This is a genomic window from Mesorhizobium sp. M0968 (genome assembly GCF_040319065.1).
Classification (GTDB): domain Bacteria; phylum Pseudomonadota; class Alphaproteobacteria; order Rhizobiales; family Rhizobiaceae; genus Mesorhizobium.
In genome coordinates, this window is sequence record NZ_JAMYNL010000005.1 from 69,415 (window position 1) to 95,577 (window position 26,163).

Here is a 26,163-nt window from a genome sequence, read left to right on the forward strand (position 1 = left end):
ACGGGTGAACTCAATTTTCCTTAGTGCTTCGTGAAATGGATTTGGTTGGCGGAATTTCAAGCAGCCATGGAAAACGCAACCTTGATGGACGAGACCCTGAAGCGCGAGCTTTCCGCGCTCTATGAGGCCGAAGATCGCCACTACCACGACCTTGGCCACATCGAGGCGATGCTGGCACTGGCCAATGATTACAAGGCGTTGCTGCATGATCCTGAAGCAGTCGAGGCAGCGATCTGGTTTCACGACGCGATCTACGACAGCCGCGCCAACGACAATGAGGCGAGGAGTGCCGCACTTGCCGAGGAAAAGCTCGCCGGTCGCGCCGATGCACAACGCCTCGGCCACATCGCCGCGATGATCACTGCCACCGCCGGCCACGAATTGCCGCCCCTTGGCGACCAGCATTCGGTTCGCGACGCGGCGCTGTTCCTCGACATGGACCTGGCGATCCTGGGTGCTGCGCCCGAGGCGTTCGACGCTTATGAACAGGCGGTCCGCCGCGAATATAAGTGGGTCGATGAGCCGATGTGGCGGGCCGGCCGTGCCGCAGTGCTAGAGGGCTTCCTCGCGCGTCCGCATATCTTCCACAGCGAGGAATTCCGCCGGCGCTTCGAAACCCAGGCACGGCATAACATGGCGCGGTCGCTCAGGGCGCTGGGGCACAGCCCGCGCCGATCGTAGCCCGACGCGTCGGCCACTTGCGTCCGGAAGATCTGCCCGAAATCACGTAAACGCGCCTATGGTCGATGCCATGGCCCACAGCATAAACACCCCGGCGGCAAGCGACGCGCCGTTGACCACGATGCCAGCCAGGCCGAGCAAACGATTGTCGTTTGGACGACCCAGCGCCATCAGCCCGAAGACCGCGCCGGTAAGATGCGCCAATGGCCCGACCAGGAAAAATACCGCCATGAAGAAGCCTGTCACACTGTGCTGGATAAGCACGGACGCGTCGCTCGGCATTGCCATCAACGCGGTGATCGCCATCGCGCCTGCCACCAATGCAGCCAGCGCTAGAACAACGGACCATTCGCCGAACCTGCTTTTCGCAACGACGCCCAGCAAAGCGGCGTCGCTTCTTCCCCATTGTGCCATCGTACCCCCTGCCCCTCGTTCAGCGCGTGGCGGGTTTGAACCGATCCACGCGTCACGCTTGGTTACTCCCGTATCGTTGCAAAACCGCTAAGAACCCCAGCTTCAGGCCCAATGGCCGCTTTTGGGCAGCCATCCATCAAAACCGATGCTCGGCATAAAACTCCAGCACGCGCTGCTTGAAGGTCTTGTCGCCGACCGCCAGCATATGGTCGCGGCCTTCGATGTGAAAAGCCCTGGCGTTCGGCATCAGGGCGGCGAGTTCATCCGGCGAGCCGCCGATGTCGTCCTTGGTTCCCACCGCAATCAAGGTCGGCTGGGCAATGCGGGCAATGTCGGCCTCGCTCAGCAATTCGCGCGAGGTGGCGATGCAGGCGGCGAGCGCGCGGCGATCGCTGCGGGTCTGATCGGCGAAGGCGCGGAACGAGCGGCCGCGCGGATCGCTGGTGCCTGACGGATCGTCGGCCAGAAGGGCGTCGGCTATCGGATCCCAGTCGCCGACGCCGTCGACCATGCCGATGCCGAGACCGCCGAAGACCAGCGTCGCCACCTTGTCCGGGTCGGAGAGCGCCAGGAAGGCCGATATGCGCGCGCCCATCGAATAACCCATGACATGAGCGCGGTCGATGCCGAGATGGTTCAAAAGCGCTGCCGCGTCCGACGCCATTTTTGCCGGCGTGTAGTCGGCTTCGTCATAGCTCTTCGACGACGAGCCATGGCCGCGATTGTCGAAGGCGATGGCACGATAGCCGGCGTCGTTCAGCGTCTTGAACCAGCCGGGCGACACCCAGTTGACGTAATGGCTCGAGGCAAAGCCGTGGATCATCAGCACCGGATCGCCCTGCCCCGATGCCGGCTGGCGGTCAAGGAAAGCAAGGTCGAAACCGTCATGGGAGAAGAACTGCATCGGCCGAAGATCCTGCCCGCTCAGTCGGAATCGACACTCGGCGCATCGCCCTTGTCGGGCGGCGGCATGGCCGGCCCCGGCGCCGTGCCGATGGCCGGATGGCGCAGCAGGTCGCCGTCCTTAATGCCCTTTTTGGCGGCGGTGCCCGCCTTGAGTTCGAGCACGAAGCGCACCGGTTCGCCCGGCGAGATGATCGCCTCCGACTGCGGCTCGCCTTGCTCGATCGCCCGGATCCGGCCGTCCTGTCCGACGAAGATCAGGTCGAGCGGCATCGGCGTGTTCTTCATCCAGAAACTCACATCCTGCGGCGCGCCGAAGACGAACAGCATGCCGTGATTGTCGGCCATGTGGCGGCGGAACATCAGGCCGGCTTCGCGCTCGGCGGGCGTGTCGGCGATTTCCACGGAAAAAGAACGCTCGCCGGCCTTCGTCACCGCGACCAGCGGCGCCGGGTCGACGGGAAGGATCATCGCCTTGCCGTCGGCGGAACTCGGTTGCTGAAAATAGAAGAACGCACTTGCGGCGACGATGAGGAAAATCCCGGCGCAGAGCGCGCCCGCCGTCAGCCGGTTCCTGTGAGCCATATGAAATCCTCGGCCGGAACTAATGCGAGACCGGCAAGGTACCCATATCGGGGTGAATTTCGGCAGCCATAAGGCCTTTGTCGCCGCGCCCGAAGCGGACCAGCACCACCTGGCCCGGCCGAAGTTCGGTGATGCCGTAGCGGCGCAGCGTCTCCATGTGGACGAAAATGTCCTCGGTGCCCTCGCCCCGGGTCAGAAAGCCGAACCCCTTGGTGCGGTTGAACCATTTGACCAGCGCCCGTTCGAGGCCGCTTTCCGGCGTCACCGCGACATGGGTGCGCTGCTCCTGCATCTCCGCCGGATGCACCGCCGTGGTGACATCCATCGAGAGCACGCGGAAGGCCTGCAGCCCGCGCTCGCCCTGCTTGACCAGGCAGACGACACGGGCGCCTTCCAGGGCGGTCTGAAAACCGTCCTTTCGAAGGCATGTCACATGGAGGAGGATGTCGCCCGAAGTACCATCATCGGGTAGGATGAAACCGTAGCCCTTGGCCACGTCGAACCATTTGATGGCGCCGGCGATTTCGACGAGATCGGCCGTATCGGCGCTCTCATCCCGCTTCAACGCATCGTTACCGGCCCCGTCCCGCCCCATGAAAGAGGCCTTTTCCCCCATAAGAACGCCCCCTTTTTCAAGAAACACTGCAACTGATTCTTGGTATCAGATTAACACCGCGGCTTCCGGTGTGTGCAAGACCTGACGTGCCTTTTTTCACGGTTCCGTACAGGAATAGCGGATTTGCCGTTTGCCGGCGCCGGCAAGCGTGGCCAATTGCCCTTTGGCCGGGCCGCCCCTATGTTGCGCCGCAACGCAACATAAGGAGGAAATCATGCGCTATCTGCACACCATGGTCCGTGTCGCCGACATCGATGCTTCGCTCGATTTCTACTGCAACAAGCTTGGCCTCAAGGAAGTGCGCCGCCATGAAAACGAGCAAGGCCGCTACACGCTGATCTTCCTCGCCGCCCCCGAAGACGAGCAAAGCGGCATCAGCGAGAAAGCGCCGCTGGTCGAGCTGACCTACAATTGGGACCCGGAAGACTACAAGGGCGGCCGCAATTTCGGCCATCTCGCCTATGAGGTCGACGACATCTACGCCACCTGTCAGCGGCTGATGGACAATGGCGTTACCATCAACCGGCCGCCGCGCGACGGCAACATGGCGTTCGTCAAATCGCCGGACGGCATCTCGATCGAGCTGTTGCAGAAAGGTCCGGCCAAGCCGAAGGCCGAGCCGTGGGCGTCGATGCCGAACACCGGCAGCTGGTAACCGATCACGCCATCTTGAACGGACGCAGGCGGGCCCTGGTTCGGTTTTCGCGTCCGCATTCCCAAGGAGAATTCATTCATGCCGGCCAGCCATGTCGACGTCGCCACCGAACATGCCAGCCGCTATCTGCAGCAGCTGTGCAAACATTGGGCGCACAAGTTTCCCGTCGAATTCGACCCGAACCACGGCACCATCGATCTGACGCTCGGCCGCACGGTTCTCGATGCCGACCCGGCTGCGCTGCACATTGCAGTGACGACCGATGAAGCCGGCTCGCTCGAGCGCCTGGAAACGGTCGTCGCCGAGCACATCAAGCGCTTCGCCTTCCGTGAAGAGCTGGCATTCGACTGGAAACGCGCTCCGACCGCGTAGACGACCTGTCAACCGCCGGCCTTGGCCATGTCCAGCAGCATCAGCACGGTGCGCCAATTGCGCGCCGTGCCCGGCACCTTCAGAACGCGCGGAATTTGATTGGCAAACACGGATTTGCCGAGCCCGTCAGGCGCATGCAGGTAGAGCACGTCGCCCTTGATCTCGAAGCGTTCTGGCCCGGTGCATTTTTCCGCCAGCCGGGCGACCTCCTCGGCGGTCGGCCGGCGCTCCAGCGCATAGGCATGCAGCTTGGTCGGCTCGCCGGCCACTTCCGGATAGGGATTGTCCGCCGCCAGCCGCTCGAGCCAGCCGAGATCGCGCACCATGATGCGTGAATGGAGCCCCCATTTCTTCTCGAATTCCGCTTCCAACCGCTTGGTCAGCGTCGCCGCATCGCCATCTGGCGACCGGAACACGGCGTTGCCGCTCTGCACATAGGTGGCGACATCGGAGAAGCCGAGCTGCTCCAAAAATGACCTGAGTTCCGCCATCTTGACGATGCGGTTGCCGCCGACATTGATGCCGGAAAACAGCGCGATAAAAACCTTCGCCGGAGCGTTCGGAAGATCGTTGCTGCTCATATGATGAACCCGGCGAGCGTCTCGTTGTCCGTGATGTCCTGGTAATGGACGCTCTCGGCGTCGAAATTCGCCTTGAGCAGGTCGAAATTGCGGCGGTCCTTGGTTTCGATGCCGATCAGCACCGAACCGAAATTGCGCGCCGATTTCTTCAGATATTCGAAGCGGGCGATATCGTCGTCGGGACCCAGCAATTCGAGGAAATCGCGCAGCGCGCCGGGCCGTTGCGGAAAGCGGATGATGAAGTATTTCTTCAAGCCCTCGAAGCGCAGCGCCCGTTCCTTCACATCCGGCAGCCGCTCGAAATCGAAATTGCCGCCCGACACCACGGCGACGATGGTCTTGCCCCTGATTTCCTTCCTGGAAAGATCCTTGAGCGCATCGATCGCCAGCGCGCCGGCCGGCTCGAGCACGACGCCTTCGACATTGAGCATTTCGATCATGGTCGCGCAGAGCCGGTTTTCCGGGATCAGCCGCACGGTGTCGGCGGCAAACTCCCTGAGGTGGCGCAGCGGCTCGCGGCCGATCTCGGCCACCGCCGCGCCGTCGACGAAATTGTCGACCTTGGCGAGCTTGATCCGCTTTCCGGCGGCAAGGCTCTCACTCAGGCTCGGGGCTCCGGCCGGCTCGCAAAAGACGAAGCGCGTTTCGCGGTGCTGGTCGGCGAAATAATGGGTGACGCCGGCGGCCAGGCCGCCGCCGCCGACCGGCAGCATGACGATATCAGCCATGCGCGCGCCGGGCATCTGGCCTGATATCTCATAGGCGACGGTCGCCTGCCCTTCGATGATGTCCTTGTGGTCGAACGGCGGCACCATGTGGGCGCCGGCAGTTTCGGTGAATTCGAGTGCCGCGCGGTAGCAGTCGTCGAAGAAATCGCCGACCAGCCTGATCTCGACGAATTCGCCGCCGAACAGCCGCGTCTTGTCGATCTTCTGCTGCGGGGTCGTCACCGGCATGAAGACGACGCCCTTCTTGCCGAAATGGCGGCAGACGAAGGCAAAGCCCTGCGCATGATTGCCGGCCGAGGCGCAGACAAACAGCTCGGCCTCATTGCCGGCGGCGAGCGTCTTGCGGAAGAAGTTGAAGGCGCCGCGGATCTTGTAGGAGCGCACCGGCGTCAGGTCCTCGCGCTTCAGCAGCACCCGCGCGCCGGTCTTCTTCGACAGATAGTCGTTTTCCTGCAGCGGCGTTTCCGGAAAGATCTCGCGGATCGCGGCAGCGGCGGCAGCGACGCGAGAGGAGAAACTGGTCATGGCAGGAGCACCCCACAGGCTAGGCGAATTCGGTCCCGCTATTGCATATCCGGCCTCGCGAAGCCATTGTCCGGCCACCCGAAAGGGTGTTCCCAAAACCTCGTTGGCCGTTAGGAGCGTGTGTTCATGCCTGTCGCATCGGTGGCCCAGAAAACCGTGTCGCTGCCGGAGTTCGGCGAGCCGACGGCGATGCCGCTGGTTACGCGCGCCACCTACGAGGCCCGCATAGCGGCACTGGTCGCGCGCGGCGGGTTCGATGCCTTCGTCGTCTATGGCGACCGCGAACATGCGGCCAATGTCGCCTACCTCTGCGGCTACGATCCTCGCTTCGAGGAGACGCTGCTGGTCATCGTTCCCGGTAAGCCGCCGAAACTGCTGGTCGGCAATGAGGGCTGGGGCTATGCCGAGATCTGCGACGGGCCTTACGAGCGCGTGCTCTACCAGACGTTCTCGCTGCCGGCGCAGCCGCGCGACCGCTCGCAAGCGCTGGCCGACATCCTCGTCGGTTGCGGCCTGAAAGCCGGCCAGCGCATCGGCGCCATCGGCTGGAAGCCGTTCGGCCCCGGCGATGCGGGTTTTGGCGAAACGACGCTCGACCTGCCGTCCTTCATCGCCGACACGTTGCGCAGCCTTGCCGGCGATAGGGGCGTGATCGTCAACGCGGCGAACCTGTTGATGAACCCTGCCGACGGCCTGCGCGCCATCAACGAGGCCGACCAACTGGCCGCGTTCGAATTCGCCGCGACCTATTCCTCGCAAGGCCTGCGCAATGTCCTGCAAGGCATCGAACCCGGCATGACCGAATTGCAGGCGGTGCGGCTGATGGGCATCAACGGCCTGCCGCAATGCTGCCACCCGATGCTGTCGGCCGGCGGGCGGGCGGCCTATGGCCTGCCGAGCCCGCGTCTTGACGTCATCAAGCGCGGCGACCCGATCACCATGGCCTATGGCATCCAGGGCTCGCTCAATGCCCGCGCCGGTTTTCTGGTCGAGGACGCGGCCGAGCTTCCGAGGGGCATCCAGGACTATGTCGAGAAGCTGGTCGCGCCCTATTTCTGCGCCGTCGTCGACTGGTACGAGACGGTCGGCATCGGCGTTCCCGGCGGCGCGTTGTGGCAAGCTGTGCACGAGCGCATCGGCGATCGGTTCTTCGGCGTAGCGCTCAACCCCGGCCATCTCATCCATATCGACGAATGGATGCATTCGCCGGTATTTTCCGGCTCCGACATCAGATTGAAGTCGGGCATGGCCTTGCAGGTCGACATCATCCCGGCGACCGGCACCGATTATTTCACCACAAACATCGAGGACGGCATCGCGCTGGCCGACGAGGCGCTGCGCGAAGAGATCGCGGCGCGCTATCCCGAAGCCTGGCGCCGCATCGAGGCGCGCCGCGCCTTCATGCGCGACGTGCTTGGCATAAGGCTGAAGCCGGAAGTGCTGCCGTTTTCCAACATTTCGCGCAACAGTGCGATGGCAGTCGCGGGGCGCTGAGCGCATTTCGGGCGCCTGCGACTTACTTCTGCCGCACTTCGCCTGTCCGGGAGGTGCGGCGGAGGTGGATGGGCCTTTGGTCAGGCCGGAGTGGAATTGCTTAAGTGCCCTTGAAGACGATTTGCATCATTGTCCTTGCCGCGCTGCTCGCCGGCTGCGGCGGCCGCCAAACCGAGGAACTGCTCGGCAGCGCCATGATGGCGGTGCCGGTGACGGAAATCGCCGGCAATCACTCGATCTTCATCGCCACGACGCGCAAGCGCTCCGACGATCCCAACAAGGTCTTCGACGGCGAGCGTTCGGCGACGCTGAACTATGCCCGCGTCAACGTCACCGTCCCCGGCATCCACAAGACAGGCCAGATCGAGCGGCGCTCACGCGGCAAGTCGGACGATCCGGCCAAATACTTCATGGCTTCCGAGGTCGTCGGCTACGACACCCAGCCGAAATTCTCCAGCGCCCTCAGCGCCGACATCGCGGCGCGCGGCGGCCGTGTCATGGTCTTCGTCCACGGCTACAACACCGGCTTCGACGACGCAGTCTACCGCGTCACCCAGATCACCCATGATTCCGGCTATCCGGGCACGCCGGTGCTGTTTTCCTGGGCGTCGGGCGCCAAGACCACCGACTACGTCTACGACAAGGAAAGCGCCAGCGTTGCCCGCGACCAGCTGGAAGTGACGCTGAGAATGCTGGCGCAGACCGGCGCGCGGCGCATCGACATCGTCGCCCATTCGCTGGGGACCTGGGTTACCATGGAGGCGTTGCGCCAGCTCGCCATCACCGGCGACCGTGATCTGGGCGGCAAGCTCGGCGACGTCGTGCTGGCCTCGCCCGACATCGACGTCGACGTGTTCAAGAGCCAGATGCGCCGCTACGGCAAGCCGGACAAGCCGTTCATCCTGCTGCTCTCCGACGACGACCGGGCGCTGCGGCTCTCCGGCCTGATCGCCGGTGCGCGGCCGCGCGTCGGCGACTACAAGAACGCCGCCGACCTCGCCAGCTATGGCGTGTCGGTCGTCGATCTCTCCAGCGTCAAGGGAACCGACCGCTTCAACCACACCAAATTCGCCGATAATCCGGAATTGGTGCAGTTGATCGGCCAGAAGCTGCGCGAGGATGACGGGTTTGCCAGCGACCGCGAAGTGACAGACCGCATCGCCTCGGTAGGACAATAGCTGCATTGCGCGGCAGCGACCGTTGACCATTGCCGCACCATCGGAACAGTTTGAACTGGACCGTGCCGGCCTCTGCCTCTATCGAATAGGCCAAGACGTCTCCGGCTCGACGTCGCCTTTGCGGGAGCCCGCGTGATCGTGCCTTCGAAGATCTTTCTCGTCGTTGCGTTCACGCTCGCGGTTACCGGCTGCGCCGGCCAGAACACGCACGATCTGCTCAACAAGACTACGATCATCGTGCCTGCTTCGGACATTGCGGCGACGCACAAGATCTTCGTCGCCACAACCCGGCAAAAGGCAATGAAAGAGCCCCGGCAGGTGTTCGACGGCGACCGTTCGCCGACCACCAGCTTTGCCAGCGTCGAGGTGACGGTGCCCAAAATCCACCAGCTCGGCGCCATCGAGCGGGTCAAGGGCTCGGCCAACAGCAATCCGGCGAAGGATTTCACGGCGACCGGCGTCACCTTCTACGAAGGCGCCCCGCAATTCGCCAAGGCGGTCGGCGCCGACATCGCCATGCGCGGCGACCGCGCGCTGGTTTTCGTGCACGGCTTCAACAACGGCTTCGATGACGGTATCTATCGGCTGACGCAGATCGCGCACGACACGAAATACCCAGGCACGCCGGTGCTGTTTTCGTGGGCGTCGAGCGGCAAGACGACCGGCTACATCTACGACAAGGAAAGCGCCAATGCGGCGCGCGACGATCTCGAAGCGACGCTGCGCATGCTCGCCAAGAGCCGCGCCAAGAGCATCGACATCATTGCCCATTCGATGGGGACCTGGGTGACCATGGAAGCGTTGCGCCAGCTTGCCATCACCGGCGACCGCGACCTCGGCGGCAAGCTCGGCTACGTCATCCTGGCCTCACCCGATATCGACGTCGACGTGTTCAAGAAGCAGATGATCCGCTACGGCAAGCCCGACAAGCCGTTCGCCGTGCTGCTTTCGGGCGACGACCGGGCGCTCAGGCTGTCGACCCTGATCTCCGGCGACAAGCCACGCGTCGGCGACTATGGCGACGCGGCCGACCTCGCCAGCTATGGCGTCTCGGTGGTCGACCTGACCAAGACCAAGGGCGGCGACCGGCTGAACCACGCCAAATTCGCCGACAACCCGTTCCTGGTGCAGCTGCTCGGCGACCGCCTGCGCGCCCCGGCGGGCCTCGCCTCCGAAGAGACCGCGCCGGCCCAGCTCGACAATCTCGGCCAGGGCCTCGGCAAGGCCGTCGGTTCGGTCGCCGAAATCGTCATCACCACGCCGTTCAAGGTGCTGACCATCGCCACCGGCGGGTGAGCCGACCTCTGCTGCCAATCGCGCCGGTGATTGGTAGCTGTCAACAAAAACGCTCTGCAGCGATCCTTCGCGCCCCCCTCTGTCCTGCCGGACATCTCCCCCTCTAGTGGGGAGATTGGCCGCCACTTTCGGCTTTCGCCAATCTCCAACTCTGACGAACAACGCGCTGTCGACGAAACTGCCAATCTCCCCCCTTGAGGGGGAGATGTCCGGCAGGACAGAGGGGGGCGCTGTCCCTCCAGGGTTCAGTGATTCTTCAAACGAACAAATCAACCTTCTGAAAAGTCGTCACGTCGATCAGGCCGACATCGGAAATCCTGAGCTCGGGGATGACGACCAGCGCCAGCAGCGAGTGCTGCATGTAGGCGTTGTTGAGCGAGCAGCCCATCTGCCGCATGGCGTCGCTGAGTTTGTCGGCCTTGGCGGCGACGATTTCGGCGCGCTCGTCCGACATCAGCCCGGCGATCCGCATTTCGACCAGCGCCAGCTCCTTGCCGTTGGAAAACAGCACGACGCCGCCGCCGACCTCGCCCAGCCGGTTCACGGCCAGAGCCATATCCTGCTTGTTGGTGCCGACGACGATGATGTGGTGGGCATCGTGGGCCACGCTCGACGCCATGGCGCAATCGCCGATGTAGCCGAAGCCGGAGACGAAGGCGTTGGTGACGCCACCGGTGCCCTTGTGGCGCTCGACCAGCGCGATCTGGCAGACATCGTTGCGGCGGTCCATGGCGACCAGCCCGTCCTCGACGGCAAGATCGGCCTCCAGCGCCCGCGTCGGCGCCTGATTCTCGATCACGCCGATGACGCGCACCCGCACCTCGTTGGCGCCCATGGGTGCGGCGATGTCGAAGTCGCCGGGCTTGAGCTTCCTGCCGAGCTTGACGGTGTTCTTCGCCGTCTTCGGATAGTCGTAGGCCGGAATGTCGATTTCGAGCTTGCCGCCCTTGGCCAGCCTGACGCCGCGGCCATAGACCTCGTCGATGGTCATTTCGGCGAGGTCGGAGACGATCAGCAGATCGGCGAGCCGTCCCGGCGCGATCGCGCCGATCTCGCGCTCCAGCCGGAAATGCTGGGCGGTGTTGAGCGTCGCCATCTGGATCGCCGTCACCGGCTTCAAGCCCTGGCTGATGGCGTGGCGCACGACCCGGTCCATATGGCCTTCGTGCACCAGCGTGCCGGAGTGGCTGTCGTCGGTGCACAGGATGAAGTTGCGCGGGTCGAGCCCGCTCTCCGTCACCGCCTTGATCTGCGAGGCCACGTCGTACCAGGCCGAGCCCAGCCGCAGCATTGCCTTCATGCCCTGGCGGACGCGGGCGATGGCGTCCTCGGCGCGCGTGCCTTCGTGGTCATCCTCAGGGCCGCCGGCGACATAGCCATGGAACGGCAGGCCGAGATCGCGCGAGGCATAATGCCCGCCGACGGTCTTGCCGGCCCTCACCGTCGCCGCGATCTCACCCGACATCACCGGATCGTTGGCGGCGACGCCGGGAAAATTCATCACCTCGCCGAGCCCGATGATGTTTTCCCAGCTCATCGCTTCGGCAACGTCGGCGACGGTCAGTTCGGCGCCGGCATGCTCCAGCCCCGGTGCCGAAGGCACGCAGGACGGCATCTGCACGAGTACGTTGACCGGCATGGCGACGGCCTCGTCATGCATCAGCCGCACGCCCGGCAGGCCGAGCACGTTGGCGATCTCATGCGGATCGATGAACATCGAGGTGGTGCCGTGCGGGATCACCGCGCGGCAGAATTCCGTCACCGTCACCATGCCGCTCTCGACATGCATATGCGCGTCGCAAAGCCCCGGCACCAGATAGCGGCCGCCGGCATCGACCACCTTGGTGCCCTGGCCGATGGCATGGCCGGCGTTCGGCCCGCAATAGGCAAAGCGGCCGCCGGCAATGGCGATGTCGGTGCCGGCGATGATCTCGCCCGAATGGACGTTGACCCAGCGCCCGTTGCGGATGACGAGATCGGCGGGCTTGCGGCCCATGGCGACATCGACCAGATGCGTCGCCATCTCGGCCCAGGGTTTTGGTTTCGTCGCATTGGCGGTCTTCGGCATCAACAGGCTCCTCTTTGCCCGACTGTGCCAAGCCGCGAGGATTTTGACCAGCGGGGAAGTAAGCGCGGACGGCGAAGTTGCAGATCTCCCCCCTCGAGGGGGAGATGTCGCCGATGGCGACAGAGGGGGTCGGGACGTCCTGACGCAAACCTTTACCGCGAACAAAACAGGCTGGCCTTTACCGCGACCAAAACAGGCTGGCGCTCGACGCGCGACGACCCCCTACCGGCCATCTCCCCTCAAGGAGGGAGATCGATGCGCCATGGCCTTCGCCAATCGCCAAGGGCATTTTGTGCCGGCCGCAGCAACTTTGTTCTTGCTTTGTGCCGGCAGCTATGCTACTAATTTGGGTATGGTGCCAATTGGCTCCAACGACCCGCCTCCCGAGGCGGGTTTTTGTTATTGCGCCATTCATGGCAAATGGCCCAGGCGGAATACGATTCCGTTGCGGCCAATCAGCTTTCGTCTCGTTAGAGGATCCTTCTGAATCGACGGTCGCGGAGTTTGACGCACTCCATCGTTCGAGCCTTCGGCCGGTTCACTCAATTCGATCCCGAACTGTCACTTCTTGCTTGGATCGTCTGCCGGGTTGACGTAGGTGATCTTGAATGGCCCCTCGCCATGAACCTGGATGATCGTATCGCTTGTCGTCCAGGCGAAGTGATTCATTCCGGCCGGCGCGACGCCGAAGCCGCCAGCAGTCAGTTCGACACCTTTCGCCTCGTCGAGCTTATCGCCCATTCCAATATGGAAGTTGCCGGAAAGCACCGTTACGTATTCCGTGGTGGGATGATTATGTGCGGCAATTTTGTAGCCGGCGGGTGTCTTCAACCGCAGCACATAGGCGCCCTCCTTTGAGGGGTCTCCAGCGACAACAGCCATTTCCGCGCCAGCGGGAATGACAGCTGGAGCAGGACCCCATTTGATGTCTTTGGCGTTCATCGGCATCTCATCGGCAAACAGAGACGCCGTCCCAACAACCAGCAGTGCCAGGGCAGAGGCAAGCTTGAGCATGACAATCTCCCAATGTCTGTAGAGGACGGCGTCGAGTATCGGCGCGCCGATCCACTTGCCAATTGGAGTCTATCAGGGCAGAGCGCCCGAACGCATCCTGCGAACGGGGGACGCGCATTCGCGGTAGCCGCGGAAGCTGCCGCTAAAAACATTCCAGGTGAAACGATTTTGTTTGTATCACTGTAGGTGATCGGCCTCGCTAGCTTCCAGTGCCAGATTTGTCGACGGCAGAAGACGGCTTGACGGCCCCTGCCCGGCATCTGAACAGGACTGGCCTGCGGACGTGGCGGAATTGGTAGACGCAAGGGACTTAAAATCCCGTTCTAGTCCGTTGCACCCTCGCAACTAACCCCTCAACGCTTGTAATTCCCCGGTTTGCGCCGGGGTTTGCATTTCATTTTAAACTCTCCACTCGTGCAGCGGATTTTGTGGGAAACCCGCCGTTGTGGGAAATCGTGTGGGAAAACGAGAACAGACGTTCATGACCAAACCAATCCATATCAATCTGCAGGCCGGCACCGACGACGAGTTAGACAACTACGCCAAGGGTGGTTCCAGAAGAGGAAATCGAATTAAATCAGCACAATCCCTAGAGGTGCGTGAGGCGGTTTCTCAAGCACCAGCACATGACTGCCAAGAGGTGATGTGTGAGTGCTCTTAACCTTGAACCCCTCGTCAGAAAGCGTTTCGATGAATTCGCCATCCGTTCCAGGCGGAACGCGGGCAACAACGTTCGAGGTGCGCCTCACAATATTGGAAAGCACCCTTCGCGCCTTGCCCGGGCCGATGTTGCGCTGCATGTGCTGATAGACGGCCAGCAGCAGGACGATATCGTATTTCGGTAAGAGGATATTGCCGAGGCGCCGGCTGCCAAGATTCGATCGAACCGGGCATGCACCGGGGAGCCACTCAACAACATCTTTGCAGTCTCGATATGCGGCTTGGCAACGTCGATCCCGTGGATCGAGCTGGGTTTCAGCTTGGATATCTCATAGGCGACAACACCCATATTGCAGCCAACATCGAGAATGGATTTCCCAGCATAGTCGATCTCCAATGAGAATATCCCGTCCAGTCTATCCTCCCATGTTCCTGCAAAACCTCTTTTGAACCTTGACCACCACAAATCATATACTCCTAATATTAGAGATCGCCGAACTATAGCGCTCGTTACCTTCTACTATTCATAAGTCGTGGCCAAGAAAAGCCTGCCCTCCACAAAAACACAGAAAAACATCATGGACACCACGTTCAAGGGCGCTGCGAGGCCCTTGCTGATCTCAACTTGCGGAAACTAGGCGCCCGCATTGGAGTAGGAGAGGACGGTGTTTAGGACATCGCCTTCAAAGCTAGTCCAGCCAACCCCATTACGCATCACGACCACGATCTCCCGGCAGTCGCCTGATGACTCAGAACCGCAAGGGCATCCACCGTCTGATGCAGCACAGCGACCTCTGCGACATCGGCAAGTGGGAGGTCATAGAGGTGTGGCGCAGCATCCGCGAACACATCCCAGGACTGTCCGACACCGTGGTCTACACAACGCGGCATACGTGCTGCTCGTGGCAGATCATCCGTGGCATCGACATCCGGCGCGTCCAAATCTGGATGGGTCAAAAGTCGATCCAGACCACCCTGAACTACGCCCACCTCGCACCCAATCACTTGCTCGACAACCTGACCGCCTCGAAGGTGGCGCGGCTCCGAGGCTCGTGGTAGTGAACGGCAAATCCTAAGCCGACCGTGTGGGAAAGCCATGTGGGAGACCGGTGGGATTTCCCCACAATGTGGGAAGTGGGCGTGGCGGAACTGGTATACGCAGCAGACTTAAAATCTGCCGGTGTTTCAAGCACTTACGGGTTCAAATCCCGTCGCCCACACCAAGCCTCGCAAGGGACTTAATATCCCTCGATCTCTGATCGTACGGGTTCGATTCCCGTCGTCCGCACCAGCAACATCGGCGCCATTGCGGCCTAAGCAAGAGCGTGAACTCGCCGCATACAGGCTGCCATATGCCATTTCTCGACCAGGAGCCGGCGAGCCGATGCGGGATCTGCGATATGCGTATTCCGGCGTCCGCGTGTTCGTTTGCCAGCTTCCAAAGCGCACTCAGGCAAGGGCGGCGGTATCGGTCACACGCATCATCGCCAGCAATTTCGATATGATTTTGTCACATCGGCTGCTATATGGTGGAAAAGGAGTCCGCCCATGCGAACCACCCAGCCGATAAGTATCACCCTCCCGCGCGACATGGCCGAGGCCGTAGCGCGCAAGGTCGAATCCGGCGCGTACGCCTCCGTCAGCGAAGTGCTGCGCGAGGGCGTGCGCGCGCTGCTCGACCGCGACGCCGCCGTTGAACGCTGGCTGCGCGAGGAAGTCGCCCAGAGCTACGACGAGTACAAGGCGAATCCGTCCGGCGCCATCCCTGCCGAGCAGGTCATGCTGCGTATCCGCGACCGCGCCGCCGCGCGGCGCGACGATGCCAATAAGGAATGACGCGCAGGGTTGTATTTTCCGCGCAAGCGGAGCACCGGTTGGATGCGCTGTATCGCTACATAGAGGAATATTCCTCCACAGCCCGTGCGGAATCGTTCGTTGGCGGGATCGTGGCCTATTGCATGGCTCACCCTCCGATCGGGTTCAGCTTCAAATGCTGGATCAGGATAATCGTTTTGGCGTCGATGATCCGACCATCGTGGATGCCGGCCAGCGCCTCGTCGAGCGGCATTTCCAAAACCTCGATGTCCTCGCCTTCGTCATGCGCGCCGCCGCCGTCGGAAATGCGGTCGGCGGGCGAGTAGCGGGCGACGAAAAACCAGAGCCGCTCAGTGACGCTGCCGGGGCTCATATAGGGTGAAAACAGCCGCTGCACGTCGTTCAGCCGATAGCCGAGCTCCTCCTCGGCCTCCTTGCGGATGCAGGTTTCGGAATCGTCTTCGTCGAGCAGACCGGCACAGGCCTCGATCAGCGGCTCCTTGTGGCCGGTTACGTAGGCCGGGTAGCGGAACTGCCGCACCAGAAGCACCGTCGAACGCTCCGGATCGAAAGGCAGGATCACCGCGCCGTCGCCGCGATCGTAGGTCTGGCGGGTGTGCGTTTCCCATTTGCCGTCGCGCCGGCGGTAGTCGAAGACGGTCTTTTTCAGAACCGCCCATTCGTCGGAAAGGACTTCCTCGGAGCGGATGCGAATGCGATCTTCCATGGTGGACTCCCTGCTGCCGCGGCAAGGCGTAGCCGCGAACGGCGGTTCGTGCAATCGGGTCAGCAATTGGTCCAGGCATGTTGATATTCAGGTGATGCCGGCCTGACCTGAATTTCAAACATGCCTGGTGCGCCGGTTCACCGTCTCGTGTCTGGCGCTGGCACAATCGGCTGCCTAAATAGCGGCAACCCTCTCCGGAGTTTTTTATGACCTCATCGCTTTTCCAGCCGATCACCCTCGACGGCCTGACCTTCCCCAACCGCATCGCGGTCGCGCCGATGTGCCAGTATTCGGCCGAGGACGGCTCGGCCAGCGATTGGCATCTCTATCACTGGATGAACCTGGCGATGTCCGGCGCCGGCATGGTCACCGTCGAGATGACCGATGTCGAACGGCGCGGCCGCATCTCGCATGGCTGTCTCGGCCTTTATTCCGAGGACAACGAGGCGGCCGCGCGACGCACGCTGGATGCAGCCAAGCGTGTCGCCGCACCGGGCACGAAATTCGGTACGCAGCTTGCCCATGCCGGGCGCAAGGCCTCCAACCGGAAACCCTGGGAGGGCGGCGGCCCGCTGCATGCCGATCAGGATCCGTGGCCGATCGTGTCGGCCTCGGCGATCGCCTACGACACCGGCTGGCAGGTGCCGCGGGCGCTGGAGGACGACGAGATCCTGCAAATCATCGAACGCTTCGCAGAAGCGGCACGGCGGGCCGAGCGCGCCGGCTTCGACTTCATCGAGCTGCATGCCGCGCATGGCTATCTGATCTTCCAGTTCCTGTCGCCGCTGTCCAACCGGCGCACCGACCGCTGGGGCGGCTCGCTGGAAAATCGCATGCGTTTCGCCGTCGAGATCGCCAAGGCGGTGAAGAAGGCGGTGCCGAGACTGATGCTCGGGGCGCGTCTGTCGATCAAGGAATGGGTCGATGGCGGCTTCGAGGTCGAGGATGCGATCGAAGTGGCAAAGGCGCTGAAGGAAGCCGGCGTCGCCTATCTCTGCTGCTCGAGCGGCGGCAATTCACCGTTGCAGAAGCTGCCCTCCGGGCCCGGCTACCAGGTGCATCTGGCCGAAGCGGTGCGCAAGGCCGTCGGCATCCCGACGCGGGCCGTCGGCCTGATCGACGATCCGAAACAGGCCGAGGCGATCGTCGCCGACGGCCGCGCCGACATGGTGGCGCTGGCGCGCGCCTTTCTTGCCGATCCGCGCTGGGGCTGGCGCGCCGCGGCCACCTTCGGTGAAAAAATCCACCCGGCGCCGCAGCTTGCCCGCTCGGTGACGACGATGCAGCACTGGATGAAGGCGGCGAACTGACGGCGGGTTCGTCTCGCTGGACGGGCCAGCACAGCTTCGCATTGATCCTCTGCCGGTGTAGAGTGGCCGGGGGCCGCGGCTGGGCGCGGCGGGTTGGGGGAGCAGAGACATGTCGTTCAGGGGGATTTCCATTGCGGCCGCTGCCGCGGTGTTGGCCGGGCTGTCGTTCGCCGCACCGACGCCGGCCGGGGCGCAATATTGCGAAGGCACAGTGCACGGCCTTTCCAGGCACTACAATCTGGCGACGGGAAGCGGCTTTCTCGCCGTTCGAGCCCGACCGAACTCGTCGTCGCGCATGATCGGGCAATTGTTCAACGGCGACCAAACCGAGATCTTCGACCGCCGCGGAAGCTGGTACAAGGTCGATTTCGGCGGCCGCACCGGCTGGGCGAACGCACGCTGGCTGCGCAACGACTGCGGCTGTTGAGCTATTTTCGCCTGAGCTAAAATAGCAGTTGCAACCAAATCGGCCGCTCCGCGTTGGCGGCGATGATGGACAGCAAGCCATTTGAAAAACCGGTCGTGGTCGAACTCGGCCATGTCGGCAAATATCGGCAGATCCGCAGCGCCCAGGAGGCGGCGGAGTGCCTGATGACGGTCTGGCCACTCAATCGCGGGCCGCGTCATCGTGATGCCCTCGACACTTGCCTAAAAGTGCTGGAAGGTTATCGTTCGACGGCGGATGCGCGCCGGGCACTGATCGAAGCCGCCAGGGAATCGGACGTGCTGGTCGCAGATGACAGGCTGCCAGACGACAGACTGGCCGACGACAGGCTGCATTGAGGCAACGGGCTTTCAACCGGAGGGTTTCATGGCGAAACTGACCTACAAGATCGTCGAGCATGACGGAGGCTGGGCCTACAAGGTCGGCTCGACATTCTCCGAAACGTTCCCCACCCATCAGGACGCGTTGCGCGCCGCGGAGATCGCTTCGGCCGAACAGCAGGTCGCCGGCAACACCGACGGCATCCAGTACGAGGACGCCGACGGCAAATGGCACGACGAGCTCGCCGACGGCCGCGACCGGCCGCAGACCGAGGTTTCGGATTAGAGTGTGCGCCGATATCCAGGTGATGCCGGCGTGCTTTACAGGTCGGTTTGGTAGCGCTACCGTCTCACATCGCGCGTGACCGGGGAGGAGCCTGGGCGCCGTCGCGGGCCAGGCAGGAAAGCGGTTTCCTTCGAAGTCGTTGCAGGAATCAATCGGGAGGAGATCGATGGCGTCTGTCGCAATCGGCGATGTCTACAAATCATTTGGGACCGTCGAGGTCCTGCGCGGGGTCAGCGTCGATATAAACGACGGCGAGTTCGTCACGCTGGTCGGTCCTTCGGGTTGCGGAAAGTCGACCCTGCTCAGGATGATCGCCGGCCTGGAAAAGATCTCGCGCGGCCAGATCGCGATCGGCAAACGTGTCGTCAATAACGTTGCGCCAAAGGAGCGCGACGTCGCCATGGTCTTCCAGAACTATGCGCTCTATCCGCATATGACGGTCGCCGAGAACATGGCGTTCTCGCTGATGCTCAAGGGCGTTCCCAAGACGGAGAGCGATGCCGGCGTGCGGCGCGCGGCCGAAATCCTTGGACTGGTGCCGCTGCTCGACCGTTATCCGCGCCAGCTTTCCGGCGGCCAGCGCCAGCGCGTTGCCATGGGCCGGGCGATCGTGCGCGATCCGCAGGTTTTCCTGTTCGACGAGCCGCTGTCCAATCTCGATGCCAAGCTCCGGGTGCAGATGCGCGCCGAGATCAAGGAACTGCACCAGCGCCTGAAGACGACGACGGTCTACGTCACCCACGACCAGATCGAGGCGATGACCATGGCCGACAAGATCGTCGTCATGCATGACGGCATCGTCGAGCAGATCGGGCCGCCGCTCGAACTCTACGACCGGCCGAACAATCTTTTTGTCGCCAGCTTCATCGGCTCGCCCGCCATGAACATGCTCAGGGGCGAGATCGTAACCGACGGCTCGCCGTCGTTTCGCGGCGCCGGAGGGATTTCGGTCCCGTTGGCCTCGGCACTTTCCATCGGCAATGGTGAGCCGGTCGTGCTGGGGATACGGCCCGAGCATTTACGGCTGTCCGACCATCAGGGCATCCCGGTCACCGCCGTGGTGGTCGAGCCGACAGGGTCCGAAGTGCAGCTCATCGGCCGCACCGCCGGTGGCGAGGAGATCGTCGCAAACTTCCGCGAACGTCATTCCTTCACGCCAGGCGAAACCATCCGGCTTACGGCCGAGCCTGGCCTCATCCATCTCTTTCACGGCAAAACCGGACAGCGGTTCGAAACGAACATCGGGCAGTAGGACGGCAAGGACAATAAGCAGGAGGAAGCGAGCATGAAATTCACCAGACGTGACGTGATCCGCACCACCGCCGGCGTTGCGGCGGGAGCCTTGGGAAGCCGGCTCATCGGCTCTCCCGCCTTTGCCCAGGAGGGGTTGAAATACAAGCCCGAGGACGGCGCCAAGCTCAGGCTGCTGCGCTGGTCGCCTTTCGTGCAGGGCGACGAGGATCAATGGCTGGCCAACACCAAGCGCTTTACCGAAGCGACCGGCGTCGAGGTCCGCGTCGACAAGGAAAGCTGGGAGGACATCCGCCCCAAGGCGGCGGTCGCCGCCAATGTCGGCTCCGGCCCGGACCTGATGTTCGTCTGGTTCGACGACCCGCACCAATATCCCGACAAGCTGCACGACGTGACGGAGCTGGGCGAATATCTCGGCTCGAAATATGGCGGCTGGCACGATGGACCGCACCAATATGCGACACGGCAAGGCAAGTTCCTCGGCCTGCCGCTGGCGACCATCGGCAATGCCATCGTCTATCGTGAAAGCTGGGTGAAAGAGGCTGGCTTCTCCGAATTTCCGAAGGACACGGCAGGCCTGCTCGAGCTTTGCAAGGCATTGCAGGCGAAGGGGCACCCGGCCGGCTTCACGCATGGCCACGGCGTCGGCGATGGCAACAACTACGCCCACTGGCTGCTGTGGAGCCATGGCGGCCAGATGGTCGACGAGAGCAGCAAGGTGACGATCAACAGCCCCGAGACGCTGAAGGCGATCGAATACGCGCAGCAGCTCTACAAGACCTTCATTCCCGGCACCGAAAGCTGGCTCGACGTCAACAACAACCGCGCCTTCCTGGCCGGCGAATTGAGCGTCATCGCCAACGGCATTTCGGCCTACAACACCGCCAAGATCAACAAGGACAAGGATCCGAAACTGGCCGAGATGGCCAAGGACATCCGCACCACCAACCTGCCGATCGGCCCGGTCGGAAAATCCGTCGAGCTGTTCCAGGTGACCACGGCCGTGATCTTCGACTACACGCCCTACCCCAACGCCGCCAAGGCCTACCTGCAGTTCATGTTCGAGGATCCGCAAATGTCGCAGTGGATCACGTCGTCGGCAGGCTATTGCTGCCAGACGCTCAAAGCCTTCGACAACAACCCGGTGTGGACGGCCGATCCGAACAATGCCGCCTACGCCAAGGCCTCGGCGACGCTGCGGCCCAACGGCTATGCCGGCCCGCTTGGCTATGCCTCGGCAGCGACCATGGCCGATTATGTGCTGGTCGACATGTTCGCCAAGGCGGTGACAGGCCAGGCGACGCCGCAAGAAGCGATGGAAGAAGCCGAGAAGCGCGCAAACCGCTACTATCGCGTTTGAGCCGGGTTCAGCCGGGCAGCCATGCTGCCCGGCTTCGAATCGCGCATGGCCGCCCGGCCGTTCAATGAGACCTTAGAGGAGCCGACCCATGGCCGTGACCTCCGCTGCCGCTCAGCCGCGCCGGTCGGCGCTGTCGCGCATTCTGACGTTCGTGTCCGAAAGTCATAACGCGCTTGGCTTCGGCTTCATGCTGCCGGCGGCGGCGCTGCTGCTGGTCTTCCTGACCTATCCGCTCGGGCTCGGCGTCTGGCTCGGCTTCACCGATGCCCGCATCGGCCGCCCCGGCATCTTCATCGGTATCGAGAACTACGAATATCTGTGGGATGACGCCGTCTTCTGGCTCTCGGTCTTCAACACCTTGCTCTACACGATCAGCGCCTCGGTCCTGAAGTTTGTGCTCGGCCTGTGGCTGGCGCTTATCCTCAACCAGAACCTGCCGTTCAAGTCGTTCTTCCGCGCGATCGTCCTGCTGCCCTGGGTGGTGCCGACGGTGCTGTCGGCGATCGCCTTCTGGTGGATCTACGATTCGCAATTCTCGATCCTGTCCTGGGCGCTTATGGAAATGGGCCTGATCGACCATCGCATCAACTTCCTCGGCGATCCGGAGAATGCGCGGGCTTCGGTTATCGCCGCCAACGTCTGGCGCGGCATTCCTTTCGTGGCGATCACGCTGCTTGCCGGCCTGCAGACGATCCCGCAGTCGCTCTACGAGGCCGCCACGCTCGACGGCGCCAGCCGCTGGCAATTGTTCCGCTATGTGACGCTGCCGCTGCTGACGCCGATCATCGCCATCACCATGACGTTTTCGGTGCTGTTCACCTTCACCGACTTCCAGCTGATCTATGTGCTGACACGCGGCGGGCCGGTGAATGCCACGCACCTGATGGCGACGCTGTCGTTCCAGCGCGGCATTTCCGGAGGCCAGCTTGGCGAAGGCGCCGCGATCGCGGTCGCCATGATCCCGTTCCTGCTGGCGGCGATCCTGTTCAGCTATTTTGGCCTGCAGCGCCGCAAATGGCAGCAGGGCGGCGGAGATTGACATGACCGCGATCGAAACGAGCAAACGCCCGGAACTCGACGAAGGCGGCATGGGCTACCTGCAGAGTTTGCCGCGCCGCGTGGTGACGGTCTACCTGCCGCTGCTGATCTTCGTCATCGTGCTGTTGTTTCCGTTCTACTGGATGACGATCACGGCGGTTAAGCCCAACCTCGAGATGACCGACTACGCCAATTTCAATCCGTTCTGGGTGGTGCATCCGACGCTCGAGCATATCCGCTACCTGCTCTTCGAGACGTCTTATCCGGGCTGGCTGCTCAACACGATCATCATCTCGACCGCCGCCACGTTCCTGTCGCTGCTGGCTGCCGTGTTCGCTGCCTATGCGATCGAACGCTTGAGGTTCTCCGGGGCGCGGCAGGTCGGCCTCGCGGTGTTCCTCGCCTATCTCGTGCCGCCCTCGATCCTGTTCATTCCGCTGTCTGTGATGGTGTTCAACCTTGGTCTTTACGACACGCCGTTCGCGCTCATCCTCACCTATCCGACCTTCCTGATCCCGTTCTGCACATGGCTGCTGATGGGCTATTTCCGCTCGATCCCGTTCGAGCTGGAAGAATGCGCGCTGATCGACGGGGCGAGCCGCTGGCAGATCCTCACCAAGATCGTGCTGCCGCTGTCGGTACCGGGGCTGATTTCCGCCGGCATCTTCGCATTCACGCTGTCATGGAACGAGTTCATCTACGCCTTGACCTTCATCCAGTCGTCCGAAAACAAGACTGTGCCGGTCGGCGTGCTCACCGAGCTGGTGCGCTCGGACGTCTATGAATGGGGGGCGCTGATGGCGGGAGCGCTGATCGGCTCGCTGCCGGTGGTGGTGCTCTATTCGTTCTTTGTCGAGCACTATGTTTCCTCGATGACCGGAGCCGTGAAGGAATAGCCGACGTGATTAAGTTCGGAGGTATTCCCGGCGGCCGGGATGCCCGGGGCGGGCACCCTGCCGGCCGAGACCGCGTTCCGGGAGGGTGTCAGCTGCTGGTGTCGGACTTCGGCGCAAATGCGCGGTCGGCAATGCGTTCGATGAAAGCGACGACCCGTTCCGGCTCGACGAATTGCGGCATGTGGCCAAGCCCCTCGACAGGTTCGAAATCGAGCCCGCTGATCTTTTCCATCAGCGGCCAGCCGTGGATATCGATGCCCAGCACGCGATCGGAAGCACCAAACAGAATGCCGGCCGGCAAGGTGATCTCGCCATAGCGTTGCTCGATGCGGCCAAGGTCGTGCGCGATCGCCACGACATCGGTCGATGTCGCGTAGAAATGGCTTGGCCTGAGCCCGCACCAGCCGCCGCCCTCGACCATATAGTCGGCCGGCGCCGTCTGCGGCGCGAAAATGAAGGCAAGCGTCGCTTCGGCATATTTGAGAGCCGCCGGGATCGCCACCGTACAAGCCATGATCCGGCGCCGCAGCGGCGACTTAATGTACAGCGGGCCGAACTTCTCGCGCGCGTCCGACTCCAGATGGGTCAGCGGTGCCAGCAAGGCGATGCCGGAAATCGCCTCTGGATGCTCGACCGCCAGCGTCAGCGCGATGGCGCCACCCAGCGAATGACCGACGACCAGCGGCTTTTCCAGCCCAAGCGCGTCGATAAAATGCCGCACGACCTCGGCCTGCTCGGACAGCCGTCCGCTGGCGGCCCTGGCCCGCACCGAATAGCCGGAGCCCGGACGGTCGAGCGCGATCAGCCGATAGTCCGGGCCGAACCGTCCGAACAGCGTGTGGCCGAATTGATGAAGCTGCGCGCCGAGGCCGTGCAGGAAGACGATCGGCCGCCCCTCGCCCGTCTCGACATAATGGATGCGGTTGCCGTCGATCTCGATGAATTTGCCACTGGCCGGCACCAGCCTTTCGGCCTTCGCCGCGATCCGCAGCGTCGCCAGCAGCGGATAGGCTGCCACGACGAGCGCCAGCAGAAACAGCGCGCCGGGTAGCCATAGCAGAATTGATACCGGCATCTTTCCCTCAGCGCCCAAACCGGCGCAGCATCACCCGCCGACGGCTCCACTGCAAGGGAGGTGGCACAGGTGGATCCGTCGTTTGGCGGCATTGCCGCCGGCCGTTTGCCGCGCTATCTCAGGCGACCCGTTTGCCGGAGCCTGCCATGACCGAAATCGTCACCGCCGCCATGCTCGTCATCGGCGACGAGATTCTGTCCGGCCGAACCAAGGACAAGAACATCGGCCACCTCGCCGACATCATGACGGCGATCGGCATCGACCTGAAGGAAGTGCGCATCGTTGCGGACGAGGAAGACGAGATCGTCGCTGCGGTGAATGCGCTGCGCACCCGCTATGCTTATGTCTTCACCACCGGCGGCATCGGCCCGACGCATGACGACATCACCGCCGATTCGGTTGCCAAGGCCTTTGGCGTGCCATGCGAATACGACGCCAAGGCCTACGCGCTGCTGGAGGCAAGCTACGCCGCCCGCGGCATCGAATACACCGAAGCGCGCAAACGCATGGCGCGGATGCCGCGCGGGGCAGACCACATCGATAATCCAGTGTCGGTTGCGCCGGGCTTTCGCATTGGCAACGTCCATGTCATGGCTGGCGTGCCGGCGATTTTCCAGGCGATGCTCGACAATGTCGTGCCGACATTGCGGGCCGGCACCAAAATGCTGTCGGCAACCGTGGAATGCCCGTTCGGCGAAGGCCTGATCGGCGGGCCGCTGGGCGACATCCAGAAGGCGCACCCGGACACGATCATCGGCTCCTACCCGAAATATGGCGACGGCAAGTTCTGGACGGAACTGGTGGTGCGCGCCCGCAGCCAGCAGGCGCTGGACTCCGCACGCGCCGACGTAGAGGCTATGGTGGCTGGCTTGATCAAGGAAAGCCGAGTGGGCTGATCGGCCGGCCTGACGGAACCAGCATCGCGCAGTGACGTTTGTCACGAGTGGGATCGCCGTATGAAGTGAGGGACTGCCATGCGCTTCAAGACCATCGTCGCCATATTGCAGAATGAACCGGATGCCGAGCGCGTCCTCGACTGCGCGATCCCGCTGGCCAGCCGATTCCAGAGCCATCTGATCGGCATCCATGCCGAGGCGCTGCCCGTGCCCTACACCTCTGCCACCGGCTTTCCGGACACCGAGTTCCTGCAGGTTTCCGCCGATATGAACCGGGAGCGCGCCGAGAAGTTGCAGGCCGCCTTTCACAAGCGCATCGAGAATTCCGGCCTGTCGTTCGAGTGGCGCAGTCTCGAGAGTTTTTCCGGCGACAGTGCGCTGACCGGCATCTCGACCGTTCGCACCGCGGACCTGATCATCGCCGCGCAGCGCGAATCGGGCAGCGACCCGAGCGCCGACGTCGACACCCTGGTCTACGATGCCGGCCGGCCGGTGCTGGTGGTACCGCATTCGGGTTCGCTGGTGACCAGCTTCAAGCATGTGCTGCTCGCCTGGAACGGCAGCAAGGAAGCCGCGCGCGCGGCCTTCGATGCCCTGCCCTTCATTATCGAGGCCGAAAAGACGGACATCGTCGTCATCGACCCGCCCGATACGCTCGACGAGGCGCCGGAAACAGCCGGCGCCGAGATCGCCGCCTCGCTGTCCAGGCATGGCGCGACCGTCAGCGTCTCGGTGCTGAGGTCCGGCGGCGCCTCGGTCGACGACATCATCCAGACCAGGGTCGCCGAGTCGGGTGCGGACCTGCTCGTGCTCGGCGCCTACAGCCATTCCTGGCTGCGCCAGCTGCTGTTCGGCGGGGTGACGCGAACGGTGCTGCGCACCGCCCCGGTGGCGGCTTTCCTGTCGCGGTAGGTTCACAGGGATAGCTGGCAGGACAATCGCTTTGCCGCGCCCTTGCCAAAGCGAAGCCTTTC

29 protein-coding genes and 1 tRNA gene are annotated in these 26,163 nt (G+C 63.0%); 20 read left to right on the plus strand and 10 right to left on the minus strand.

Annotated features, from left to right (window positions below; genetic code table 11):
• The first annotated feature begins 66 nt into the window (after positions 1–66).
• Positions 67–681: an HD domain-containing protein gene (locus NKH67_RS10550; RefSeq protein WP_352501631.1), complete on the plus strand. Its 615-nt coding sequence runs from the start codon at positions 67–69 to the stop codon at positions 679–681.
• A gap of 42 nt (positions 682–723) precedes the next feature.
• On the opposite strand, the gene NKH67_RS10555 is transcribed toward NKH67_RS10550, so the two are convergent.
• The 4 genes from NKH67_RS10555 to NKH67_RS10570 all read right to left on the minus strand — a co-directional run bounded on the left by NKH67_RS10555 (position 724) and on the right by NKH67_RS10570 (position 3,199).
• The gene (locus tag NKH67_RS10555) at positions 724–1,095 is read right to left on the minus strand and encodes a hypothetical protein (protein ID WP_352472741.1); all 372 of its coding nucleotides are present in this window, start codon (positions 1,093–1,095) and stop codon (positions 724–726) included.
• A gap of 136 nt (positions 1,096–1,231) precedes the next feature.
• Complete coding sequence (locus tag NKH67_RS10560) at positions 1,232–1,999, minus strand: alpha/beta fold hydrolase (protein ID WP_352501629.1); 768 nt, start codon at positions 1,997–1,999, stop codon at positions 1,232–1,234.
• Positions 2,000–2,019: 20 nt separating this feature from the next.
• Positions 2,020–2,583 carry a DUF192 domain-containing protein gene (locus NKH67_RS10565; protein WP_352501628.1) on the minus strand — a complete coding sequence of 188 codons (564 nt, stop codon included), beginning with the start codon at positions 2,581–2,583 and terminating at the stop codon, positions 2,020–2,022.
• A 19-nt stretch (positions 2,584–2,602) separates the two neighbouring features.
• The gene (locus NKH67_RS10570) at positions 2,603–3,199 is read right to left on the minus strand and encodes a cold-shock protein (protein WP_502893739.1); all 597 of its coding nucleotides are present in this window, start codon (positions 3,197–3,199) and stop codon (positions 2,603–2,605) included.
• Between the two features lie 214 nt (positions 3,200–3,413).
• Here NKH67_RS10570 and gloA point away from each other — a divergent pair, with 214 nt between their 5' ends.
• On the plus strand, positions 3,414–3,854 hold the full coding sequence (gene gloA / locus NKH67_RS10575; protein ID WP_023674793.1) for a lactoylglutathione lyase: 441 nt from the start codon (positions 3,414–3,416) through the stop codon (positions 3,852–3,854).
• Between the two features lie 78 nt (positions 3,855–3,932).
• Complete coding sequence (locus tag NKH67_RS10580; protein WP_352472739.1) at positions 3,933–4,226, plus strand: DUF2218 domain-containing protein; 294 nt, start codon at positions 3,933–3,935, stop codon at positions 4,224–4,226.
• A gap of 8 nt (positions 4,227–4,234) precedes the next feature.
• On the opposite strand, the gene NKH67_RS10585 is transcribed toward NKH67_RS10580, so the two are convergent.
• Together NKH67_RS10585 and ilvA are read right to left on the minus strand one after the other, a co-directional pair.
• Positions 4,235–4,807, minus strand: a complete 573-nt coding sequence (locus NKH67_RS10585) for a DUF1697 domain-containing protein (protein WP_352501627.1) — start codon at positions 4,805–4,807, stop codon at positions 4,235–4,237.
• Positions 4,804–6,060: a threonine ammonia-lyase IlvA gene (gene ilvA / locus NKH67_RS10590; protein WP_352501626.1), complete on the minus strand. Its 1,257-nt coding sequence runs from the start codon at positions 6,058–6,060 to the stop codon at positions 4,804–4,806. Before ilvA ends, NKH67_RS10585 begins: the two co-directional genes overlap by 4 nt.
• Before the next feature lie 126 nt (positions 6,061–6,186).
• Between ilvA and NKH67_RS10595 the strand changes: the two genes are divergently transcribed.
• From NKH67_RS10595 to NKH67_RS10605, 3 genes are all read left to right on the plus strand, one after another.
• Positions 6,187–7,554: a hypothetical protein gene (locus tag NKH67_RS10595; RefSeq protein WP_353030740.1), complete on the plus strand. Its 1,368-nt coding sequence runs from the start codon at positions 6,187–6,189 to the stop codon at positions 7,552–7,554.
• A gap of 104 nt (positions 7,555–7,658) precedes the next feature.
• Positions 7,659–8,732 (plus strand): alpha/beta hydrolase, encoded by a 1,074-nt coding sequence (locus NKH67_RS10600; RefSeq protein WP_352451120.1) that lies wholly within the window; start codon positions 7,659–7,661, stop codon positions 8,730–8,732.
• A gap of 132 nt (positions 8,733–8,864) precedes the next feature.
• Positions 8,865–10,028 (plus strand): alpha/beta hydrolase, encoded by a 1,164-nt coding sequence (locus NKH67_RS10605; RefSeq protein ID WP_352501624.1) that lies wholly within the window; start codon positions 8,865–8,867, stop codon positions 10,026–10,028.
• Positions 10,029–10,284: 256 nt separating this feature from the next.
• On the opposite strand, the gene ade is transcribed toward NKH67_RS10605, so the two are convergent.
• Entirely contained in the window at positions 10,285–12,096 is a 1,812-nt protein-coding gene (ade, locus tag NKH67_RS10610) for an adenine deaminase (RefSeq protein ID WP_352501623.1), read from the minus strand.
• A gap of 561 nt (positions 12,097–12,657) precedes the next feature.
• Positions 12,658–13,110, minus strand: coding sequence for a cupin domain-containing protein (locus NKH67_RS10615; RefSeq protein ID WP_352453477.1), 453 nt, complete (start codon positions 13,108–13,110; stop codon positions 12,658–12,660).
• A gap of 481 nt (positions 13,111–13,591) precedes the next feature.
• On the opposite strand from NKH67_RS10615, the gene NKH67_RS10620 reads away from it, so the two are divergent.
• From NKH67_RS10620 to NKH67_RS10635, 4 genes are all read left to right on the plus strand, one after another.
• Complete coding sequence (locus NKH67_RS10620; RefSeq protein ID WP_353030743.1) at positions 13,592–13,771, plus strand: hypothetical protein; 180 nt, start codon at positions 13,592–13,594, stop codon at positions 13,769–13,771.
• 743 nt (positions 13,772–14,514) lie between these two features.
• Positions 14,515–14,829, plus strand: coding sequence for a tyrosine-type recombinase/integrase (locus NKH67_RS10625; protein WP_352453479.1), 315 nt, complete (start codon positions 14,515–14,517; stop codon positions 14,827–14,829).
• Positions 14,830–14,904: 75 nt separating this feature from the next.
• A tRNA-Leu gene (locus NKH67_RS10630) sits at positions 14,905–14,993 on the plus strand.
• Positions 14,994–15,318: 325 nt separating this feature from the next.
• Complete coding sequence (locus NKH67_RS10635) at positions 15,319–15,606, plus strand: ribbon-helix-helix domain-containing protein (protein ID WP_352453480.1); 288 nt, start codon at positions 15,319–15,321, stop codon at positions 15,604–15,606.
• Between the two features lie 127 nt (positions 15,607–15,733).
• On the opposite strand, the gene NKH67_RS10640 is transcribed toward NKH67_RS10635, so the two are convergent.
• Positions 15,734–16,312: an NUDIX domain-containing protein gene (locus NKH67_RS10640; protein ID WP_352501622.1), complete on the minus strand. Its 579-nt coding sequence runs from the start codon at positions 16,310–16,312 to the stop codon at positions 15,734–15,736.
• Between the two features lie 206 nt (positions 16,313–16,518).
• Here NKH67_RS10640 and NKH67_RS10645 point away from each other — a divergent pair, with 206 nt between their 5' ends.
• The 8 genes from NKH67_RS10645 to NKH67_RS10680 all read left to right on the plus strand — a co-directional run bounded on the left by NKH67_RS10645 (position 16,519) and on the right by NKH67_RS10680 (position 23,218).
• Positions 16,519–17,622: an NADH:flavin oxidoreductase/NADH oxidase gene (locus NKH67_RS10645; protein ID WP_352501621.1), complete on the plus strand. Its 1,104-nt coding sequence runs from the start codon at positions 16,519–16,521 to the stop codon at positions 17,620–17,622.
• Positions 17,623–17,731: 109 nt separating this feature from the next.
• The gene (locus tag NKH67_RS10650) at positions 17,732–18,049 is read left to right on the plus strand and encodes an SH3 domain-containing protein (protein WP_352501620.1); all 318 of its coding nucleotides are present in this window, start codon (positions 17,732–17,734) and stop codon (positions 18,047–18,049) included.
• A gap of 62 nt (positions 18,050–18,111) precedes the next feature.
• Positions 18,112–18,405 carry a DUF982 domain-containing protein gene (locus NKH67_RS10655; protein ID WP_352453484.1) on the plus strand — a complete coding sequence of 98 codons (294 nt, stop codon included), beginning with the start codon at positions 18,112–18,114 and terminating at the stop codon, positions 18,403–18,405.
• A gap of 28 nt (positions 18,406–18,433) precedes the next feature.
• Positions 18,434–18,673: a DUF2188 domain-containing protein gene (locus NKH67_RS10660; RefSeq protein WP_023674770.1), complete on the plus strand. Its 240-nt coding sequence runs from the start codon at positions 18,434–18,436 to the stop codon at positions 18,671–18,673.
• A 166-nt stretch (positions 18,674–18,839) separates the two neighbouring features.
• Positions 18,840–19,925: an ABC transporter ATP-binding protein gene (locus NKH67_RS10665; protein ID WP_352501619.1), complete on the plus strand. Its 1,086-nt coding sequence runs from the start codon at positions 18,840–18,842 to the stop codon at positions 19,923–19,925.
• A gap of 33 nt (positions 19,926–19,958) precedes the next feature.
• Positions 19,959–21,284 (plus strand): ABC transporter substrate-binding protein, encoded by a 1,326-nt coding sequence (locus NKH67_RS10670; protein ID WP_352501618.1) that lies wholly within the window; start codon positions 19,959–19,961, stop codon positions 21,282–21,284.
• A gap of 187 nt (positions 21,285–21,471) precedes the next feature.
• Positions 21,472–22,323 carry a carbohydrate ABC transporter permease gene (locus NKH67_RS10675; RefSeq protein WP_502893743.1) on the plus strand — a complete coding sequence of 284 codons (852 nt, stop codon included), beginning with the start codon at positions 21,472–21,474 and terminating at the stop codon, positions 22,321–22,323.
• Position 22,324: 1 nt separating this feature from the next.
• A complete protein-coding gene (locus tag NKH67_RS10680) occupies positions 22,325–23,218 on the plus strand; it encodes a carbohydrate ABC transporter permease (RefSeq protein ID WP_023674766.1) in 894 nt (297 codons plus the stop codon).
• 88 nt (positions 23,219–23,306) lie between these two features.
• On the opposite strand, the gene NKH67_RS10685 is transcribed toward NKH67_RS10680, so the two are convergent.
• Positions 23,307–24,293 carry an alpha/beta fold hydrolase gene (locus tag NKH67_RS10685; protein ID WP_352501617.1) on the minus strand — a complete coding sequence of 329 codons (987 nt, stop codon included), beginning with the start codon at positions 24,291–24,293 and terminating at the stop codon, positions 23,307–23,309.
• A 146-nt stretch (positions 24,294–24,439) separates the two neighbouring features.
• Here NKH67_RS10685 and NKH67_RS10690 point away from each other — a divergent pair, with 146 nt between their 5' ends.
• The gene (locus NKH67_RS10690) at positions 24,440–25,189 is read left to right on the plus strand and encodes a competence/damage-inducible protein A (RefSeq protein ID WP_352474047.1); all 750 of its coding nucleotides are present in this window, start codon (positions 24,440–24,442) and stop codon (positions 25,187–25,189) included.
• Between the two features lie 78 nt (positions 25,190–25,267).
• Entirely contained in the window at positions 25,268–26,101 is an 834-nt protein-coding gene (locus NKH67_RS10695) for a universal stress protein (protein ID WP_352474045.1), read from the plus strand.
• Positions 26,102–26,163 lie beyond the last annotated feature (62 nt).

What these genes read in the sequence shown, in the direction of transcription:
- NKH67_RS10635 (WP_352453480.1), top strand. Translation starts at nt 15,319, where the DNA reads ATGCGAACCACCCAGCCGATAAGTATCACCCTCCCGCGCGACATGGCC.
- NKH67_RS10560 (WP_352501629.1), bottom strand. Translation starts at nt 1,999, where the DNA reads ATGCAGTTCTTCTCCCATGACGGTTTCGACCTTGCTTTCCTTGACCGC.
- NKH67_RS10660 (WP_023674770.1), top strand. Translation starts at nt 18,434, where the DNA reads ATGGCGAAACTGACCTACAAGATCGTCGAGCATGACGGAGGCTGGGCC.
- NKH67_RS10550 (WP_352501631.1), top strand. Translation starts at nt 67, where the DNA reads ATGGAAAACGCAACCTTGATGGACGAGACCCTGAAGCGCGAGCTTTCC.
- NKH67_RS10665 (WP_352501619.1), top strand. Translation starts at nt 18,840, where the DNA reads ATGGCGTCTGTCGCAATCGGCGATGTCTACAAATCATTTGGGACCGTC.
- NKH67_RS10595 (WP_353030740.1), top strand. Translation starts at nt 6,187, where the DNA reads ATGCCTGTCGCATCGGTGGCCCAGAAAACCGTGTCGCTGCCGGAGTTC.
- NKH67_RS10645 (WP_352501621.1), top strand. Translation starts at nt 16,519, where the DNA reads ATGACCTCATCGCTTTTCCAGCCGATCACCCTCGACGGCCTGACCTTC.
- NKH67_RS10625 (WP_352453479.1), top strand. Translation starts at nt 14,515, where the DNA reads ATGACTCAGAACCGCAAGGGCATCCACCGTCTGATGCAGCACAGCGAC.
- NKH67_RS10650 (WP_352501620.1), top strand. Translation starts at nt 17,732, where the DNA reads ATGTCGTTCAGGGGGATTTCCATTGCGGCCGCTGCCGCGGTGTTGGCC.
- NKH67_RS10680 (WP_023674766.1), top strand. Translation starts at nt 22,325, where the DNA reads ATGACCGCGATCGAAACGAGCAAACGCCCGGAACTCGACGAAGGCGGC.
- gloA (WP_023674793.1), top strand. Translation starts at nt 3,414, where the DNA reads ATGCGCTATCTGCACACCATGGTCCGTGTCGCCGACATCGATGCTTCG.
- NKH67_RS10615 (WP_352453477.1), bottom strand. Translation starts at nt 13,110, where the DNA reads ATGCTCAAGCTTGCCTCTGCCCTGGCACTGCTGGTTGTTGGGACGGCG.
- ilvA (WP_352501626.1), bottom strand. Translation starts at nt 6,060, where the DNA reads ATGACCAGTTTCTCCTCTCGCGTCGCTGCCGCCGCTGCCGCGATCCGC.
- NKH67_RS10655 (WP_352453484.1), top strand. Translation starts at nt 18,112, where the DNA reads ATGATGGACAGCAAGCCATTTGAAAAACCGGTCGTGGTCGAACTCGGC.
- NKH67_RS10580 (WP_352472739.1), top strand. Translation starts at nt 3,933, where the DNA reads ATGCCGGCCAGCCATGTCGACGTCGCCACCGAACATGCCAGCCGCTAT.
- NKH67_RS10690 (WP_352474047.1), top strand. Translation starts at nt 24,440, where the DNA reads ATGACCGAAATCGTCACCGCCGCCATGCTCGTCATCGGCGACGAGATT.
- NKH67_RS10620 (WP_353030743.1), top strand. Translation starts at nt 13,592, where the DNA reads ATGACCAAACCAATCCATATCAATCTGCAGGCCGGCACCGACGACGAG.
- NKH67_RS10675 (WP_502893743.1), top strand. Translation starts at nt 21,472, where the DNA reads ATGCTGCCGGCGGCGGCGCTGCTGCTGGTCTTCCTGACCTATCCGCTC.
- NKH67_RS10565 (WP_352501628.1), bottom strand. Translation starts at nt 2,583, where the DNA reads ATGGCTCACAGGAACCGGCTGACGGCGGGCGCGCTCTGCGCCGGGATT.
- NKH67_RS10640 (WP_352501622.1), bottom strand. Translation starts at nt 16,312, where the DNA reads ATGGAAGATCGCATTCGCATCCGCTCCGAGGAAGTCCTTTCCGACGAA.
- NKH67_RS10570 (WP_502893739.1), bottom strand. Translation starts at nt 3,199, where the DNA reads ATGGGGGAAAAGGCCTCTTTCATGGGGCGGGACGGGGCCGGTAACGAT.
- ade (WP_352501623.1), bottom strand. Translation starts at nt 12,096, where the DNA reads ATGCCGAAGACCGCCAATGCGACGAAACCAAAACCCTGGGCCGAGATG.
- NKH67_RS10685 (WP_352501617.1), bottom strand. Translation starts at nt 24,293, where the DNA reads ATGCCGGTATCAATTCTGCTATGGCTACCCGGCGCGCTGTTTCTGCTG.
- NKH67_RS10585 (WP_352501627.1), bottom strand. Translation starts at nt 4,807, where the DNA reads ATGAGCAGCAACGATCTTCCGAACGCTCCGGCGAAGGTTTTTATCGCG.
- NKH67_RS10670 (WP_352501618.1), top strand. Translation starts at nt 19,959, where the DNA reads ATGAAATTCACCAGACGTGACGTGATCCGCACCACCGCCGGCGTTGCG.
- NKH67_RS10695 (WP_352474045.1), top strand. Translation starts at nt 25,268, where the DNA reads ATGCGCTTCAAGACCATCGTCGCCATATTGCAGAATGAACCGGATGCC.
- NKH67_RS10555 (WP_352472741.1), bottom strand. Translation starts at nt 1,095, where the DNA reads ATGGCACAATGGGGAAGAAGCGACGCCGCTTTGCTGGGCGTCGTTGCG.